This window comes from Paenibacillus sp. Paensp38, assembly GCF_059491915.1.
In genome coordinates this window covers 4537895-4554549 of record NZ_CP168516.1, presented here as the reverse complement: position 1 = coordinate 4554549, position 16655 = coordinate 4537895, and the positions used below count along the sequence as shown (strand labels likewise).

General features: G+C 47.7%; 14 protein-coding genes and 1 riboswitch. Of the genes, 7 read left to right on the top strand and 7 right to left on the bottom strand.

Going from position 1 to position 16655, the window contains the following annotated elements:
• Positions 1-76: 76 nt before the first annotated feature.
• Both ACEN8J_RS20115 and ACEN8J_RS20110 read right to left on the bottom strand, forming a co-directional pair.
• The gene (locus tag ACEN8J_RS20115) at positions 77-1927 is read right to left on the bottom strand and encodes a bifunctional diguanylate cyclase/phosphohydrolase (RefSeq protein ID WP_049816859.1); all 1851 of its coding nucleotides are present in this window, start codon (positions 1925-1927) and stop codon (positions 77-79) included.
• Between the two features lie 282 nt (positions 1928-2209).
• A complete protein-coding gene (locus ACEN8J_RS20110; RefSeq protein WP_029514685.1) occupies positions 2210-2803 on the bottom strand; it encodes a DUF5317 domain-containing protein in 594 nt (197 codons plus the stop codon).
• A 202-nt stretch (positions 2804-3005) separates the two neighbouring features.
• On the opposite strand from ACEN8J_RS20110, the gene ACEN8J_RS20105 reads away from it, so the two are divergent.
• From ACEN8J_RS20105 to nfsA, 5 genes are all read left to right on the top strand, one after another.
• Positions 3006-4235, top strand: coding sequence for a multidrug effflux MFS transporter (locus ACEN8J_RS20105; protein ID WP_340931224.1), 1230 nt, complete (start codon positions 3006-3008; stop codon positions 4233-4235).
• A gap of 116 nt (positions 4236-4351) precedes the next feature.
• A complete protein-coding gene (locus ACEN8J_RS20100; protein ID WP_013308456.1) occupies positions 4352-4702 on the top strand; it encodes a metal-sensitive transcriptional regulator in 351 nt (116 codons plus the stop codon).
• A 55-nt stretch (positions 4703-4757) separates the two neighbouring features.
• Positions 4758-4958: a copper ion binding protein gene (locus tag ACEN8J_RS20095; RefSeq protein ID WP_165147930.1), complete on the top strand. Its 201-nt coding sequence runs from the start codon at positions 4758-4760 to the stop codon at positions 4956-4958.
• A 110-nt stretch (positions 4959-5068) separates the two neighbouring features.
• Complete coding sequence (locus ACEN8J_RS20090; protein WP_318627666.1) at positions 5069-7525, top strand: heavy metal translocating P-type ATPase; 2457 nt, start codon at positions 5069-5071, stop codon at positions 7523-7525.
• A gap of 291 nt (positions 7526-7816) precedes the next feature.
• A complete protein-coding gene (nfsA, locus tag ACEN8J_RS20085) occupies positions 7817-8560 on the top strand; it encodes an oxygen-insensitive NADPH nitroreductase (RefSeq protein ID WP_318627665.1) in 744 nt (247 codons plus the stop codon).
• Positions 8561-8739: 179 nt separating this feature from the next.
• On the opposite strand, the gene ACEN8J_RS20080 is transcribed toward nfsA, so the two are convergent.
• From ACEN8J_RS20080 to ACEN8J_RS20060, 5 genes are all read right to left on the bottom strand, one after another.
• Positions 8740-9552, bottom strand: a complete 813-nt coding sequence (locus ACEN8J_RS20080; protein WP_029514691.1) for a TatD family hydrolase — start codon at positions 9550-9552, stop codon at positions 8740-8742.
• A 55-nt stretch (positions 9553-9607) separates the two neighbouring features.
• Entirely contained in the window at positions 9608-10558 is a 951-nt protein-coding gene (locus tag ACEN8J_RS20075; protein ID WP_069010756.1) for an ABC transporter ATP-binding protein, read from the bottom strand.
• A gap of 44 nt (positions 10559-10602) precedes the next feature.
• Positions 10603-11379, bottom strand: a complete 777-nt coding sequence (locus tag ACEN8J_RS20070; RefSeq protein WP_029514693.1) for an ABC transporter permease — start codon at positions 11377-11379, stop codon at positions 10603-10605.
• Positions 11376-11669 (bottom strand): MTH1187 family thiamine-binding protein, encoded by a 294-nt coding sequence (locus ACEN8J_RS20065; protein WP_016818835.1) that lies wholly within the window; start codon positions 11667-11669, stop codon positions 11376-11378. Before ACEN8J_RS20065 ends, ACEN8J_RS20070 begins: the two co-directional genes overlap by 4 nt.
• Positions 11670-12208: 539 nt before the next feature.
• Positions 12209-13252: an ABC transporter substrate-binding protein gene (locus tag ACEN8J_RS20060; RefSeq protein ID WP_029514694.1), complete on the bottom strand. Its 1044-nt coding sequence runs from the start codon at positions 13250-13252 to the stop codon at positions 12209-12211.
• Positions 13253-13445: 193 nt separating this feature from the next.
• Positions 13446-13555: riboswitch (TPP riboswitch) on the bottom strand.
• A 270-nt stretch (positions 13556-13825) separates the two neighbouring features.
• Here ACEN8J_RS20060 and ACEN8J_RS20055 point away from each other — a divergent pair.
• On the top strand, positions 13826-14260 hold the full coding sequence (locus ACEN8J_RS20055) for a pyridoxamine 5'-phosphate oxidase family protein (protein ID WP_029514695.1): 435 nt from the start codon (positions 13826-13828) through the stop codon (positions 14258-14260).
• A 224-nt stretch (positions 14261-14484) separates the two neighbouring features.
• Positions 14485-16587, top strand: coding sequence for a bifunctional 2',3'-cyclic-nucleotide 2'-phosphodiesterase/3'-nucleotidase (locus tag ACEN8J_RS20050; protein WP_495593889.1), 2103 nt, complete (start codon positions 14485-14487; stop codon positions 16585-16587).
• The last annotated feature ends 68 nt before the right edge of the window (positions 16588-16655 follow it).

The window sequence follows — 16655 nt, the reverse complement described above, 5'->3', positions numbered from 1 at the left end:
ATGAAAACCCCTAGTGTGGTTGAATTCAGGACGATTTCAACCATGCTAGGGGAAAGAGGAAGAGCCTATGAAGGAATTAGAGCCCTGTTTCCATGAGATCCGTGAAAGCAGGTTGCTTGTGTTGAATATAATGGATAAAAATAGCCGTTAGTTTGGGATCGAATTGGCTACCCGAGCAAGCACGTAATTCTTCAATGGCCTCCTCGAACGTTTTGGTGGGTTGATAGGGACGCTCGGTTGTCATCGCATCAAAAGAGTCGATGATCGTCAGCATCCGACATAAAAGTGGAATTTGCTCGCCCTTAAAGCCAAACGGATAGCCTCCTCCGTCATAACGTTCATGATGCAGCTCCACAAAAGGAATCAAATCTACGAATCGTTCGTTGGCTTCTACAATACGCTTGCCCCACATGACATGCGCTTGCACCATCTGCCATTCCTCACCGGACAGCTTCTCTTTTTTATTGAGGATATTCCAGGGAATCTCCAGTTTACCAATGTCATGAATGAGAGCTCCTAGTATGAAACGCCGCTTATCCTCCGGTCCGAGTTGAAGCACATCGCTCATGTCTGCTGCATATCTGAACACCCGTTTTGAATGCTTGAAGGTATTAATATCCTTGTATAAGAACAAATTAAGCTGCTGCTCAAGATCACGAATATCCTGCCCCAGATCGACCTCACGCTCCACTTCATTTAAGCTTCCATGCGTATGAACGATGTTTTTGCCCTGTTTCTTGGCGTAGTACAGGGCTTTATCCGCCAGATCGACCAGCTGTGATTTGTCGTAGATGTCAATGCGGCTTTGGGCAATACCTGCGGAGAAGGACAGACAGCCATGTGGAAAAATTTCGACACCCTCATAACGAGAATCATTTAATCTTTTTCGAATAGCATTGACTATTTCATAAGCTTGTTCAGCGGTATGATCAGGCATAAGCAGGGTGAATTCTTCTCCACCGTAGCGGGATACGGTGATGGGGGTGTCGGAGGTTTCCTTCTTAAGAAACTCACCGAGAAATCCCAGTAGCTGATCGCCTTTAAGATGACCGAAATGATCATTGTATTTTTTGAAATCATCAATATCAATCAGCGCCAGACTGAGGGGAGTATTCTCGGATCTCGATATATTTAATTCAGCTTCAAGTGTATTTTCAAAGTAGCTGTGATTGTATAGCCCTGTTCTGCGATCCATGTTTGCTTTTTCTTCGATTTCCCGATACAGCGTGAACATTTGCTTGAATGCGTGAGATAGGAGCATGCTTAGCCCAAGGAACAGCAAAAGTCCTAGAATGCCATTGTTATAAATCAGTGTAGTCAATACCAAAGACAGAATGAGTGTACATAAGTATACGAGCAGGGATTCAGCCAAAAAAGCCTGTTTAAGCTCATTGAAGGACCCTTTGTATGCGATATAAAAGTAGATGCCCAGTGTGATTGTGTTCACCGCAAAGTAGCAAATTAACGCCAGCAGGTAGGAAGCGAAATGCTCTTGGTTTAAAGCTCCCTGCGTTCCGCCGCTTAGTTCAAATACTGTTGAAGACAGGAAAATGGAAAGGGCGTAAATAGAAAAATTGACGGTATGCTTCCACCAGGACAGTTCTGTGTGCCGGAACATAGCAATGATTACATTTAACAGCAAAATCAGAATAGCAATTTCGGTGCCATGCACAAAAATACAAGCCAGATACACGGAGGAATCCATGGACTGCTTGTTACTGGCCGGTGGTAGCTGGAATGTAAAATGCTCCAGAATTAGAACTGCTCCCAATAGGGAATAGATCGTGACCCACTCTGTTGTCGTATAGTGCAAAAAGGACCACTGATTCGTATACAGGAGAACGATCAAGCCTGCCAAACATATGAAAAACACATATATTCCAGTCGCGGTAACCCGTTCTTGCAGCTTTTTTATTATACTCATCATTTCTTCTCCTGCCTTGTCGTATCTTGATGTCAAAGCTACCAGGGGTGAATGGGATAATTTACAATTTTATAATCGAAAATTTCACATGAAAAAACAGGCCGGAATCCAGCCTGTTTTGTTGAGCCTGTGCTTCCTTTTTTTCTTATCGGTGACTAGCCCCCGATTTTGTAACCGGAAGTCAAAGCAATTATGACAGAAGCTACAATAATAGCATTGATAATCACACGGGAGTATTTCAAGTTTTTCATAGGGTTCCCTCCCTTCCTTGGAATAAGGTACGCACTAGGCGTGACGGGGATTGGTTTCTTGCTGCTTATCCTTGGTTCTTTTCACGACCATAATGCTTTGGATAAACAGAAACATCCCGAAGTTCATGACAACATCTCCAATACTAATTACCTGCGTGCGGGGATAGGGCTTGGAGAGAGGAATAATGTCACCAAGCAATGATAGACGCGTACTCGCATCCATCATGTAATGTTTCGAGATGACACTTCCGGATTTAAGCATATCTGTATAATAGGGACCCAGCACCTCCGAAGCGCTCAACGAGACTGGCATCCTGCCGCCATTCACCGCCATAACGATAAAATTCATCAATACGCCGATGATAATAAGCTTGAATCCCTTATGATGTCTGTTCAACCAGAGAAATATCAATCCAACCACGTAGACTCCCATAAATAGATACCCGTTAATGGCTGCCAGCCCAGTCCATTTTTCTTGGAAATAAAAAATAATGAATTGTACCAGTAGCAGCACGGGGAACATCCAGCCGGCTATAAGGCGAATTTGACTGAAACGGATCAGACCTTGCCGCCAGCCTCCTCTGAACAGACCTACAATGAGACCCAGTAGCACTCCATCATAGACCATTATCATTCTCCAGATTCCACAAATTTTTTGTTTTGGTTACCGTATAATTCGACCTGAAATTGGTAAATTCCTGCCTGATATATAGCAGTTTTGAAAAAAAATTGCGGATTAGCGTGTAATGATTCGAAGCCAGACGAAATGAGTGATATCATGATATATTGAAGTAATTATTTATATTTTTGTGAAAAGGATGATTATTATTATGAACCGGTTATCCAATACTGTTATGGTTGCCGCAGATATGACCAAATCGCGAATATTATGGATCGCCTTTGTCCTGGGTGCATTGAGTGCTTTCGGGCCGTTGTCCATAGATATGTATTTGCCGTCGCTGCCTACATTAGCCGACAATTTGCATACGACTACTTCGTTGGCGCAGCTTAGTTTGACCGCCTGTCTGTTGGGCCTGGCCGTTGGACAGATCGTTGCTGGTCCGCTTAGCGATGTAAGGGGGCGCAGAGGACCGCTGGTGATCTCGCTCATTCTGTACGCTGCTGCTTCGCTGTTATGCGTGTTTGCGCCGAATATCGGTATGCTCATTGCACTTCGCTTTATTCAAGGGCTTACAGGATCGGCAGGGATCGTGATTTCCAGAGCTGTAGCCCGTGATCTATACTCGGGCAAAGAATTGACACGCTTTTTCTCACTACTCATGCTGGTGAACGGCGTGGCCCCCATTGCTGCACCAGTACTGGGCGGTGCCATTTTGAACTTTGTTTCCTGGCGTGGTGTATTCATGGTACTTTGTGTGGTCGGCGTGGCTATGCTGATTGCCGTCGTATTGGGTTTGCCAGAAACGTTGCCAACGAACCGCCGCTCATCCGGTGGTTTGAAGCAGACGCTGGGGACACTCGGTCACTTGTTTGCCGATCGACGCTTTATGGGCTATGCCTTCTCACAGGCGCTGATTACGGGAGCGATGTTCGCGTATATTGCTGGCTCACCATTCGTGCTTCAGGATATTTTCGGGGTTTCCCCTCAGACGTATAGCATCATTTTTGCAGTGAATGGTTTGGGGATTGTACTGTTTTCCCAGTTAACGGGTAGACTTGTGGGTCGCTTCAGCGAACGACAGTTACTCTTGTCGGGTCTGGTCATTGCGGCTGTAGCCGGAATCAGCTTGCTTACTGTAGCCTTTACTGGAGGCCAATTGTTTGCTGTTTTAGTTCCGCTATTTTTTGTCGTTTCCTGCGTAGGGATTGTGAGTACAACGACGACTTCATTGGCAATGCAGAGTCAGCAGCGCTCCGCAGGTAGTGCGTCCGCCATGCTTGGTTTGCTGCCTCTATTGCTGGGTTCCATCGCTTCACCGCTAGTAGGCTTGGGGAGTGGAACAACCCCCGTACCCATGGCGGTCGTTATAGCTATAGCCGAGGTTGGTGCTCTATTAAGCTTTATCGTACTTGCTAAGGAAGCACGCTCAAAAGTATAAAATAGGGCGAAAAAGTGACATTTATCTGGAAGGTTGACATACCCCATGGGGGTATATTATGATGGAACTATAATAAATGCATGAATGCATATATACACCACACAGGAGGCTGATGTATGGCTGAGGAGCAACCTGTTTCCCACACTGAAGTCCATGAGAATCACTGTGGAACAGATGGGGAAAAGACAGTTAGAAAAAGTCATCATTCGGCAGAGTTCAAGAACAGCCTCGTATCCCGGTTGAACCGTATTGAAGGTCAGGTTCGCGGAATTAAAGGCTTGATTGAGAAGGATACCTACTGTGACGATGTACTGAACCAGATTGCGGCTGTCCAGTCCGCGCTGAATGGTGTCGGTAAGCTGCTGCTGGAAGGGCATATGAAAAGCTGTGTCATTGAGCGCATGCAGGCAGGAGAGCAGGAAGTGATTGACGAGCTGCTGGTTACGGTCAAGAAGCTAATCCGTTAAGAGTAGTATTCATACACATTATGGGTACGGAAGTACCCCAGAGGAGGAAAAGAAAATGGCACAAGTTACATTGAATGTAGAAGGCATGAGCTGCAATCATTGCGTGAAGGCAGTAGAAGGAGCTTTGGAGAAAGTTGGCGCTACCGGCAAGGTCAGCCTCGAAATGAAACAAGTGAATGTAGAATATGACGAGTCCAAGCTGAACGTTGAAGCGCTGAAAACAGCCATTGAAGACCAAGGCTATGATGTTGTTTAAGCTGAAGCTTTATGTGTGAAAAAACTTGTTTCGAAGAGGAAGCTTCCATATTAGAAGCTTTTTCTTTTTGGATACGATATACCCCACTGGGGTATGGGAGGAGGATGGCCATGGAAAACCGTGCGACCGACGGTGACAAGCAGACAACGCTTCACATTACAGGGATGTCCTGTGCTGCCTGCGCAAGCCGTATTGAGAAAGGTTTAAAGCGAATAGATGGTGTGGCACAGGCTAATGTGAATTTGGCTTTGGAGCAGGCGTCGATATCCTATGATCCCAAGCAGGTGGAGATCGCTGAATTCCGCGATAAAATTGCTTCTCTTGGGTTTGGAACTGTAAGTGAAGAAGCCAATCTGAATGTAACGGGCATGACTTGCGCGGCCTGTGCAACCCGGATTGAAAAGGGATTGAATCGGATGCCTGGTGTAACAGGTGCCACGGTAAATTTGGCGATGGAAACCGCTCATGTGGAATATGCCGCGGGGAGTATTGCGGTTGGTGATCTGGTGAGCAAGATTGAACAGCTAGGCTACGGAGCGATCCCGCAGAGCGCTGAGGACAATATCGCGGATGTCCGCAGTAAGGATATCCATCGTAAAAAATGGAAGTGGATTGTGTCCGCAGTGCTGTCGTTGCCGTTGTTGTGGGCGATGGTGGCTCATTTTTCCTTTACATCATGGATTTATGTGCCAGAACTGTTCTTGAATCCATGGTTCCAACTAGTGCTGACAACGCCGATTCAGTTCGTCATTGGTTGGCAGTTTTATGTGGGCGCGTACAAAGCGCTTCGTAACGGCAGTTCGAATATGGATGTGTTAGTTGCACTGGGTACGTCTGCGGCTTATTTTTACAGCTTGTACCTTACTCTGCGTCCGGCTGATGTTATGGAGGGGATGGCGGGAATGCCTGTCATGACCATGCCAGAGCTGTATTACGAGACAAGCGCGGTGCTAATTACGCTTATTTTGGTTGGTAAATGGTTCGAAGCGGTAGCCAAAGGGCGTTCGTCCGAGGCGATCAAGAGCCTGATGAGTCTACAGGCGACAACGGCACGTGTAGTACGTGATGGGCAAGAGCTTGATATTCCGATTGAACAGGTACGTGTGAAGGATATCTTTATTGTACGACCCGGCGAGAAAATTCCTGTCGATGGTGTGGTCGTAGACGGACGTTCGGCAGTGGACGAATCCATGTTAAGTGGTGAGAGTCTTCCGGTTGAAAAAGAAGCCGGTTCCGCAGTTACAGGGGCGACGCTCAATAAAAACGGGGTTCTACGTATCCAGGCTGAGCGTGTGGGTGGTGATACGGCGTTGTCCCGTATTATTAAGGTCGTGGAAGATGCGCAAAGCTCCAAGGCTCCCATTCAGCGGATTGCGGATCAGATTTCCGGTATTTTTGTCCCCATTGTTGTTGCTATCGCTGTGTTGGCCTTTATCGTCTGGTTTTTCCTTGTGACGCCGACTGATTTTGCAGGCTCACTGGAGAAAATGATTGCAGTTCTCGTCATTGCTTGCCCTTGTGCGCTCGGATTGGCAACTCCAACGTCCATTATGGCAGGATCGGGACGTGCCGCTGAATATGGTATTCTGTTCAAGGGCGGCGAGCATTTGGAGATGACCCGTTCAGTCAACGCAGTGGTGTTGGATAAGACAGGTACAGTTACGAATGGCAAGCCCGAGCTGACGGATGTTATGGTTGGAGCAAGCGGCATGGCTGAAAAGGATATGCTGCGGTTGCTCGGTGCGGCAGAAAAAAGCTCAGAGCATCCGCTGGCGGAAGCCATTGTAAAGGGGATTGCAGATCGAGGCATTGAGCTGGTAGGACCGACAGATTTTGAAAATATTCCGGGTTATGGTGTGAAGGCACATGTGGAAGGTAAACAGGTATTGGCCGGTACACGCCGATTGATGAGCAGGGAAGGCATCGCAATAGATGACTTAGCTGAGCAGTATATGAACAATCTGGAAAAAGAAGGGAAAACCGCGATGCTGGTCGCTGTGGACGGTTCCTATGCCGGACTGGTGGCCGTAGCGGACACGATTAAAGAAACGTCACGGGAGGCCGTTGCTCGTCTGCGGGCGATGAACATTGAAGTCATCATGATTACGGGTGACAATGAACGGACTGCGCGGGCTGTTGCCGCCGAGGCCGGAATTGAACGAGTGCTGGCGGAGGTGCTACCTGAAGGAAAGGCTGAGGAAGTGAAACGGCTTCAGGAACAAGGCATGATCGTAGCTATGGTTGGGGATGGTATTAACGATGCGCCTGCGCTGGCTACTGCTAATATTGGGATGGCGATGGGTACGGGAACGGATGTGGCCATGGAGGCGGCGGATATTACCCTCATGCGCGGCAACCTGAACAGCATTCCTGACGCGATTGAAATGAGCCGCCGGACCATGACAAACATACGGCAAAATCTGTTTTGGGCGCTCGGGTATAACGTGATCGGTATTCCGATAGCTGCTTTGGGCTTCCTTGCCCCATGGTTGGCGGGAGCGGCCATGGCATTTAGCTCTGTTTCAGTTGTGCTGAATGCGCTGCGTCTCCAACGAGTAAAGCTGTAAGTGTATGGATGTATCGGCAGGATAACGTGCTGTCGGACTTCTGTATCGAGATAAAGTTATTATCAGAGTATAGAGCAAGTACGCGCAATTGGTTGGTTTCTCTGCGTGCTTGCTTTTTGTTGTGTTTGGTTTTTTAAAACCATTCAACTTTCATTACGTCAGGTTGCTTATCATTCGCGAAAGTTCCATAATATTTGTAGGAGTGCCATGCAAGCATGCAAGAACTTCTTCGTATACTCACAGCTTGAAGTAGATAAAGAGCTTATATTATGGATTAGGAGTGAAGCAGTCATGAATGATACGATTTCCTTGTTGATGAATCACCGGTCTGTGCGAAAATTCAAGTCAGCCCCCATTACCGACGAGCAGCTCGCAGCTATTGTGGCAGCTGGCCAAATGGCTTCCTCGTCCAGCAATGTGCAGGCATATACCGTTATCGCCGTTACCGAGCCTTCTTTGAAAACAAAACTGGCGGAGTTGGCAGGAGGGCAGGCTTACGTTGAGCAATGCCCTGCGTTTTTGGTATGGTGCGCAGACCTGTATCGCTTGAAACAGGTCACGCTCCACCATCAGCCAGGTCAGCCTTCCTATGAGGGGTCCGTTGAAAATTATACGGTTGCGACCATTGATGCCGCGTTAGCTGCACAAAATGCAGCGGTAGCCGCTGAATCACTGGGCTTGGGCATCGTCTACATTGGCGGCATTCGTACTAACATAGCAGAGGTGTCTGAGTTGTTAGGGTTGCCAGAGCTGGTGTATCCAGTATTCGGTATGTGTATTGGTGTACCGGATCAGGAAACGGGCTTGCGTCCACGCCTTCCGCTGTCCGGTGTTTTGCATATGAACGGCTACGACAAAAATCAGACGATGAAAGCTGTAGAGGTATACGATCACACATCAGCGGAATATTTGAAGGAACGTACGGGCGGTCAACGCTCTACGCCATGGTCTGAGCAAATGGCCGGAAGATTGACCGAGCCAGCACGCTTGCAGTTGAAGCCATTTTTGGAACAGAAGGGTTTCTTGAAGCAATAAAAGTTGAGTAGTGATAAAAAACTCTGCAAAATACAAGTAGTATTTGAGCTATATACGTTTGAAAATACAAGAACCTCCTTATTTACGTATGATGAAGTTCCGCGTAAATAAGGAGGTTCTTTGCTTTGGTTGCATGTTGTGGTTGTAAACCTTCCAGTCAGTAAACAGCTGGTATACCTTTATCCATCAGATAGTGAGTAAAAGCGTCTCGTATTTTCATAAAATAATTGATGGACGGCAGATTCATCTTGCTGGGTCAGCTTGCTGTACGCGCGAATGACGTCGGCAGTCATCCGGGGATGTGTCTGTTGTCCGGTAAAAGGACCCTCGAACGGCCAGGGACCGTCTGTCTCTGCCATGATCTGATCAGACGGATACTGCCTTGCCAAACTGCGGATCTCTTCTTCGTACAGGAGATCCGGTGTGAAGGAGACATAATAGCCGTTCCGGGCGATACGTTCGGTCGTGGCGGCAGAGCCTTTAAACCAGTGAAAATGCGCCTGCGTGACGCCGTGACGTTCCAGAAGGTCACAGGCGATGTCTGCGTCTTCATAAACGGCGTGCAGGACAATGGGCTTGCTATGCTTGCTTGCAAACTGGATGAAACGCTCCAGTAGCACTATGTAGGGAGCGAGGTCAAAAGGTGAACCGCTCTGCGAGGCTTCTAGCCGATTGTAATAGGGTAAGCCGACTTCACCCACGGCGACCATCTGCTGTACATGTTCGTCCATCCAGTCGAACAAGAGGTCAAGCTCAGTTTGCGGTGGAAGGGCCTGTTCGGGATGAAAGCCAAAGGCTGGCCGTACTAGCCCAGGGTAACGCTCGGCTAACCGTAGATTGGCTCGGCTGGAGTCCAGATGCATCGACACGGCTATCACAGCTTGGACGCTGCTATCAGCAAGTGAAGCGAGCAATAGCTTCTGTTGTTCGGGCGGGTAGCTGTCTACATGAATGTGCGCGTCGATTAATGGAGCGGGTCTTGTTGTGGTCAAATCCAAGCCTAGCTTTGTTTGGCTGTTCCATTTCGATGCACATCGAACTTTTACGTCACTCATGCCGATTCAATCCATCTTCCGGGATATTCTTGTGAACGCTCTGAGCATTGTCCATGTCGCCGTCCAGTTTGTACTTTTCCTCACGCATCCAGCCGGTCATGGTTCGCTTCCATTCAATAAAGAGTGGATCGAGGGTGATTTCTTCCCTACGCGGGCGGGGAAAAGGGACATCTACGACATGCACCACCGAAGCAGGTCGCGCTGACAGCACATAAATGCGGTCGGAGAGCAGCAACGCTTCTTCAATGCTGTGGGTAATGAACAGCACAGAGCGGCGGTTCTTCTCCCACATCCGCAATAACCATTGCTGCATATCTGCACGTGTCAGCGCGTCGAGTGCGCTGAACGGCTCATCCAGCAGCATTAATTCCTGCGGGCTGAGCAGTGCGCGAAGAAAGGCTGCACGCTGTTGCATTCCACCAGACAGCGTATGTGGATACGCCTTGGCGAATTTGCCTAGTCCAACCTGCTCGAGCCATTGCAGGGCTTCTTTGCGACGTTCGCGTTCACTGGCGTACTGAGGGGGGACTGCTGTATTTTTACGTGGAGCATTTTCCTGCCCAAGCAGTACATTATCCAGCGTGGTGCGCCACGGGAAAAGGGCGGGCTGCTGTGGCATATAGCTGATATGCCCACGTTCACCAGTCATGTCTCGTCCGTGCATACGGATACGTCCCTGCTGTGGTTTGAGTAGCCCGCCGATGATGTGAAACAGCGTACTTTTTCCGCTGCCTGACGGACCGATGAGAGAAACGAATTCTCCCGGCTTGACTGTGAGGGATACATCCTGCAGCACGGGCAGTAAGCTTCGCTTTTCGCGGAAGGCGAGGCTGATCCCGTCCAATTCCAGAGCAGAAGGGGCAGTCGAAGGACTCTGCTGGTCCCCGGCTCGTTGTTCATTAGCAACGTTGTGTGATGATAAGTCAGTCGGATGCAGACTCATATGTGCCACGTCCTTTCTTTGCTGTATTTAATTCAAGGAGGAAGCTATTCCTGATCCGGTTTCCAGCGAACCAGCCATTTTTCCAGTAGTACTATGATGACAAACATCAGTAAACTGAGCGCGACAATGATGCCGATGGCGGCAAAAATGAGGTCCGTGCGATAGGCCGATTTTTGCAGCAGCATATAATATCCGATTCCTTCGCTCGCACCAATCCATTCGGCAATAATTGCGCCCATCACACTGTAGGTGGCAGCAATCTTGATGCCGGAGAATACTTGCGGCAACGAGTGTGGCAACTCCAGCTTCATAAAAATAGCCATGCGACCTGCACCCGACATCTGCATATAGTTCATCATCATACGGTCCGTCCGTGTCAGCCCGTCCATGGTCGCTACAGCCACGGGAAAAAAGCATACTAAGGTAATGACCATCAGCTTGGGCAGCATGCCAAAACCAAACCACACCATGAGCAGCGGCCCCAGGGCGATGATCGGAATGTTTTGGCTCAGGATAAGCAGCGGATACAGGGCGGATTTGAGAAAAGGAATGGTATGAAGAACGATGGCGATCAACAGTCCCGTTGCTGTCCCTATAGCGAATCCCACAAGTGTCAGGCGAATTGTAGCCCATGTATGGGCACCAAGCAGCGCCGTCTGGGCCATGCCCTCCTGTACGATGAGGGATGGAGCTGGCAGTAGCCAGGATTCAATATGTAAATAGGAAACCGCCCCCTGCCAGGCTGCTAAAAAGAAGAGGACCGCCACAAGGGGCGGCCATACGCTTTTCCACCAGGATGCGTTCTTGCCTTTCGGATTCATGGGCGATATTTCTCGGTCAGCTTGTTCATGCTGATGCCTTGTGGGTTATGTGCGATTTTGATCTGTGAAATGACGCTGGGACTGCCCGCTTCCGTCAAAGCCTCATGCATTTCTTTAACCACTTTCAGCAACTCGTCGAGCTCGCCCTCCATGGTCGTATCCAATGGGTTCACCTGATGTTTGACACCGGAGCGCTGAATGACCTCAATCGCCTTATCTACATACGGGTAAGAGTCCTCGTTATTAGGAGTTTTAGGGATTACTTGAATACTGAGCAGTGTATTAGCCATGCAAATTCACCTGTCCTTCATTTGGAGTGTTTTAGAGAAAATAGGGTGGTTTAAGGCGTTTGAGACCGCTCCGCGTTTCATTTGGTCTTACGATCGCTGTTGCAGGGGGATTCTTGGATTATTTAAGTTTTCAAAGGTAAGAATTCCCCTGCAAAGGCGAACGCTCCGCTTCTCCAGATTCAAATGAACCGCTCCGCTGCTGCCCGCCTTAAAAGCACCCTATTTTTAAAGCTGGTTTGTGCGGCATTTTTAACACACAAGCGCACCTACTTAGCGCTTAGATAATATGAAACTAAAGAATAAACCAAGTTGAACGAGAACGAAGTGGGCGGAATGGTGCTGTACAAGCGTTAGCGTTCGCTTTAAAAGCTTTCCGTAGGAAAGCTCGCTTCGGAAGCATAACCTCCCCGGATTTCTACATTAATCATAAGTTTTTATTAAGAAATCCGGGGTGGTGGCGATGGGAAGCACCATCCGACTGCGTAGTGGGGCTTCGTTCACTTCTCTAGTTCAGTCTTATTTAGCGTTTTAACAAATGGTCAGCGCTTGGGCAAGAAGTCGTTTGTGAAGGCCTTATCGACTTCCAAAGGCTTGCTGAGCAGCTTGCGTTCGTACATCCAGTCCGAATAGTTTTGCCATACCTCCGCTTTTTGCACGCCCCATTGCGCGGCATCATCCTGATAACGTGGGCTTAGCCATTTTTGGCTGGCAAGTACCAGTTTTTTATCCAGCTCCGGTACAGCTTTGCTTAAGATGTCCGCGGCTTCTTCCGGATGGGCGATAGTGTATTCATAGCCTTGGGCGGTAGCGTCCATGAACGCTTTGACCAGCTCGGGATCATTTTTTATCGTCTGTTCGTTGCTCACAATTACAGGCGTATAGTAGTCGAGGCTTTTGGAATAATCTTTTACATACAGCATATCCAATGGCTCATCTCGAAGTTGGGCCTCGATTCCGGTCCATGCGTAGAAAATCCAGGCAAAGTCGATATCCCGCTTCACGGCTGTAAAATAGTCTGCATTGCCCATGTTGACGATCTTCACTTTGCTCACATCGCCTTTGTCTGAATCCATGATGGATTTCATGACCGCTTCTTCTACGGGAGAGCCCCAACCGCCGTATTTTTTACCTTCAAAATCTTTCGGGCTTTTAATTCCGCGATCTACCGGGGCTGCGAAGCCTGAGGTATTATGCTGAATCACCGCAGCGATGGATACAAGCGGCACACCTTGCGTGCGGGCCTGTGTGACGCCTTCTTGGTAGCTGATACCAAAAGGTGCAGCATTAGAAGCAACCATTTGATCGGCTCCGCCTGAACCAGGTTGAACAATTTGGACATTCAAACCTGCTTTTTCGTAAAATCCTTTGTCCTTGGCGACATAGAGTCCCGTATGATTCGTATTGGGTGTCCAGTCGAGCACGATTTTAACATCTTTGAGCCCCTTTGCCGGAGTAGACGTTTGAGTGTCGGTAGCGGAAGCTGCTTCTTGGGATGTAGGGGGACTTCCACCGCAAGCGGTCAGGGTCAGGGCCATGAGCCACAGACTGATCAGTCCCAGGCTTAATATTTTCATGCGCTTCATCGTTAGTGTTCTCTCCTTTTGATTACCCGTTATCCATCCAATCAGACAGCTTAAGTTTCCCATTTTCATAAAAATAACATCTGCCGGACGCGATCTTTCCAACAACTTAATCCTCAACAAAAAAGCGCCCCGAGTTTCCGGGACGCTTGCGCTTGTATATACCAAAGTAAGGGATGGTCCTATGTAAAGAAGGCACATCTTGCTTAAGCATTCCTACGCTGGCATTACCCAGATCAGGTTGTAAGGGTCAGTGTCTTGGGACACACTCTCAGCCGGCCGATTCCAGCACCCCTGGCATTGTATGGTTTAATGGGTTCATTTATTCGGGTTTACTACGACGATTATATGCTTTGAATGCGGGTCTGTCCAGCATGAAGGGAGAGATAACGGTTCATTTGCCGAACGACAGGGTACACTTTTACTGTGAGCTTTGATCTGAAAATGAGTATGAATCAATCCGATTCGATCCGGTCATGTTATTTTCAGAACAGCTGCGCAGGTAGGTTCAGATGGGCTGGTGCCCAATGGCATGGCCGTAGAGAATTCTAATTTGTGAAAAGGAGTTGTTGTACTGTGGGTAAAACGGAAACATTGGATCGCAACCAACTGGAACAAGCCATTGTGAAGGCTTTGGATAACAACAAATTTTGTTCGTTAGGTACGGTAGAGGGTGGCAAACCGAAAGTACGCTATATGGCCCTTTTTAACGATGGAATGAACATTCATCTGGCGACAGATCGCAAAACGCATAAAGTGGATGAGCTAAAGGACAATCCGAATGCTTATCTGCTGCTGGGTTATGAGGTTGGCGGTACGAAGGAAGTTGTAGAAGTGGAGGCTACCGTCCAGATTACAGCTGATGAGGGGCTGCGCAAACAAGTGTGGAACGATTCCTTGAAGGAATGGTTCTCCGGACCGGATGATCCCGATTATGTCATTCTGGACGTGAATCCGACTCGCATTGAGTATGTGGGTCAGCAAACGGAGCGCCAGGTGTGGAAGAAATAATACGAATATAAATGGATAAACCAGTGAATCTCCGAGTTTTTATTAGGAGGTTTGCTGGTTTTTTTATGTTTGAGAAAAATAATTATTTTTTCATAAATAATTTTAAGTAAATGACTACTCTTTTGTCTGGCGTTGGATTAAAATAGAAATGGTGGGTTCAAGGCTTACATATATGTGCAAAAGTATGTATATGAGGCATACACCTTAATGAGGAGGGGTATATTTTGTTATTACGTAAAAATTGGTTTAAAGGGTTTACAGCAGCAGTTGTAGCTTGTAGCATGCTGGTGTTTTCGACCGCTCCATCTTGGGCAGCTAACAAATCCCGCGATGAAGCTACGGTGAATCTGCGGATCATGGAAACAACGGATATTCATGCGTCCCTGATGAACTACGATTACTACTCGGACAAAGAAACCAACGAATATGGCTTGATTAACACAGCCGGACTAATCCAACAGGCGCGTAGTGAAGCGAGAAACAGCATGTTGTTCGATAACGGTGATTTATTGCAGGGCAATCCATTAGGTGATTATATGGCCAGAAATAAAACCTTCGAGAAAGAAGGCGGCGTCCATCCGGTCTACAAGATGATGAACTTGATGGGCTATGATGCGGCTACAGTGGGCAACCACGAATTCAACTATGGTCTAGGCTTTCTGGAGAAATCGCTCAAGGGAGCCGATTTCCCTTACGTAAATGCGAATGTTTATGTTGACAAGGGGGGTCAAGCTACTAAAAATTATTTTACCCCTTATCAGATTCTTGATAAAACAGTAACGGATGAAAAAGGTGATCAGCATACACTCAAAGTGGGTGTAATCGGCCTGGTAACACCTCAAATTATGCAATGGGATGAAGCCAATTTAAAGGATAAGGTCGTTACGAAGGATATTGTGGAAACGGCGAAAAAGTTTATTCCTCAAATGAAAACGGAAGGTGCCGACATTATTGTCGTGCTTGCGCACACAGGTTATGAGGATGTGCCACAAACGCCAATGATGGAGAATGCTGTTAAATATTTGAGCCAGGTGGAAGGAATTAACGCGATTCTGTTTGGGCATGCTCATAAATCTTTCCCAGGCCCTGATTTTAAAGATATGAAGGGTGTAGATCTGGATAAGGGAACCATTAATGGCGTACCGGCCGTGGAAGCTTCTTCATGGGGCAAGGATTTGGGCATTATTGACCTGACTCTGGAAAAGGAAAAGAGTGAATGGAACGTAATCGACTCTCAGTCTCAAGTGCGTCCGGTAGTGAGTACTACCAATCAGACTGTGAAGTTTACGCCTGAATTCAAACTGATTGATGCGGTCAAAGAAGAGCATCAAGGAACGCTGGATTATATTCGCCAGCCTGTAGGAACAACGACGGCGCCAATTACCAGCTATTTTGCATTAGTGCAGGACGACCCTTCCATTCAAATTGTGACGAATGCACAGAAATGGTATGTTCAAAACCATCTTAAAGGAACTGAATACGAAAATCTTCCAGTATTGTCGGCAGGCGCTCCATTCAAGGCCGGCGGTCGAAACGGAGCCGAGTATTACACTAATATTCCTGAAGGTACGGTAGCGATTAAAAACGTGTCCGACCTGTATGTGTACCCGAACACGGTTCATGCTGTAGAAGTGACCGGTGCTGAAATTCAGGAATGGCTGGAGTGGTCTGCGGGTCAGTTCAACCGTATTGATCCAAAGCAAACTGAGGAGCAATCGCTGATCAACAAGGATTTCCCAACCTACAATTTTGATGTCATTGATGGTGTGAATTATCAGATTGATGTAACGCAGCCTGCACGGTATGATGCCAAGGGAACTATTATTGATTCTTCAGCGCATCGTATCAAGGATCTGCAATACAATGGAAAGGCTATAGATCCTGCACAGAAATTTATCGTAGCCACCAATAACTATCGTGCTTCCTCATCCAAACTGGCCAACCCAGATGGCAAACGAATTGTGATGGCAGCACCGGATGAAAGTCGTCAAGTCGTTGTTGACTATATCCGTACGAACGGAACGATTAATCCATCGGCGGATGGCAACTGGTCTATTGCTTCTTTTGGTCAGGCAAAGGTTACTTTCGAGTCCTCTCCTGATGCCAAAGACGTGCTGGCAGGCAATCAACAAATTTCATACTTGAGCAGCGCGGCAGACGGTTTTGCCAAATACAGCTTAAAAGCTGGCGCTAAGCCTAGTACAGCAACGACTTCTGTAAAGGAAGCTGTGGCTCCCGCGAAAGCAACAGCAAAGCCAGCTGTTAAAACGACCAAACCGGCGGTTGTTAAACCAGCTAAAACAACAAAGCCAAAGGCATCCAAATAACTTCGAATTTTAGTTTTCGTTTAATATCAGAATGAAGCAGCAAGTCTCTTTAACCAAGAGATTTGCTG

Bases quoted from the DNA above. Each gene is read 5' to 3' on its own strand.
- ACEN8J_RS20115 (WP_049816859.1), bottom strand. From the start codon at position 1,927: ATGATGAGTATAATAAAAAAGCTGCAAGAACGGGTTACCGCGACTGGA.
- ACEN8J_RS20100 (WP_013308456.1), top strand. From the start codon at position 4,352: ATGGCTGAGGAGCAACCTGTTTCCCACACTGAAGTCCATGAGAATCAC.
- ACEN8J_RS20105 (WP_340931224.1), top strand. From the start codon at position 3,006: ATGAACCGGTTATCCAATACTGTTATGGTTGCCGCAGATATGACCAAA.
- ACEN8J_RS20090 (WP_318627666.1), top strand. From the start codon at position 5,069: ATGGAAAACCGTGCGACCGACGGTGACAAGCAGACAACGCTTCACATT.
- nfsA (WP_318627665.1), top strand. From the start codon at position 7,817: ATGAATGATACGATTTCCTTGTTGATGAATCACCGGTCTGTGCGAAAA.
- ACEN8J_RS20095 (WP_165147930.1), top strand. From the start codon at position 4,758: ATGGCACAAGTTACATTGAATGTAGAAGGCATGAGCTGCAATCATTGC.
- ACEN8J_RS20065 (WP_016818835.1), bottom strand. From the start codon at position 11,669: ATGGCTAATACACTGCTCAGTATTCAAGTAATCCCTAAAACTCCTAAT.
- ACEN8J_RS20070 (WP_029514693.1), bottom strand. From the start codon at position 11,379: ATGAATCCGAAAGGCAAGAACGCATCCTGGTGGAAAAGCGTATGGCCG.
- ACEN8J_RS20075 (WP_069010756.1), bottom strand. From the start codon at position 10,558: ATGAGTCTGCATCCGACTGACTTATCATCACACAACGTTGCTAATGAA.
- ACEN8J_RS20060 (WP_029514694.1), bottom strand. From the start codon at position 13,252: ATGAAGCGCATGAAAATATTAAGCCTGGGACTGATCAGTCTGTGGCTC.
- ACEN8J_RS20110 (WP_029514685.1), bottom strand. From the start codon at position 2,803: ATGGTCTATGATGGAGTGCTACTGGGTCTCATTGTAGGTCTGTTCAGA.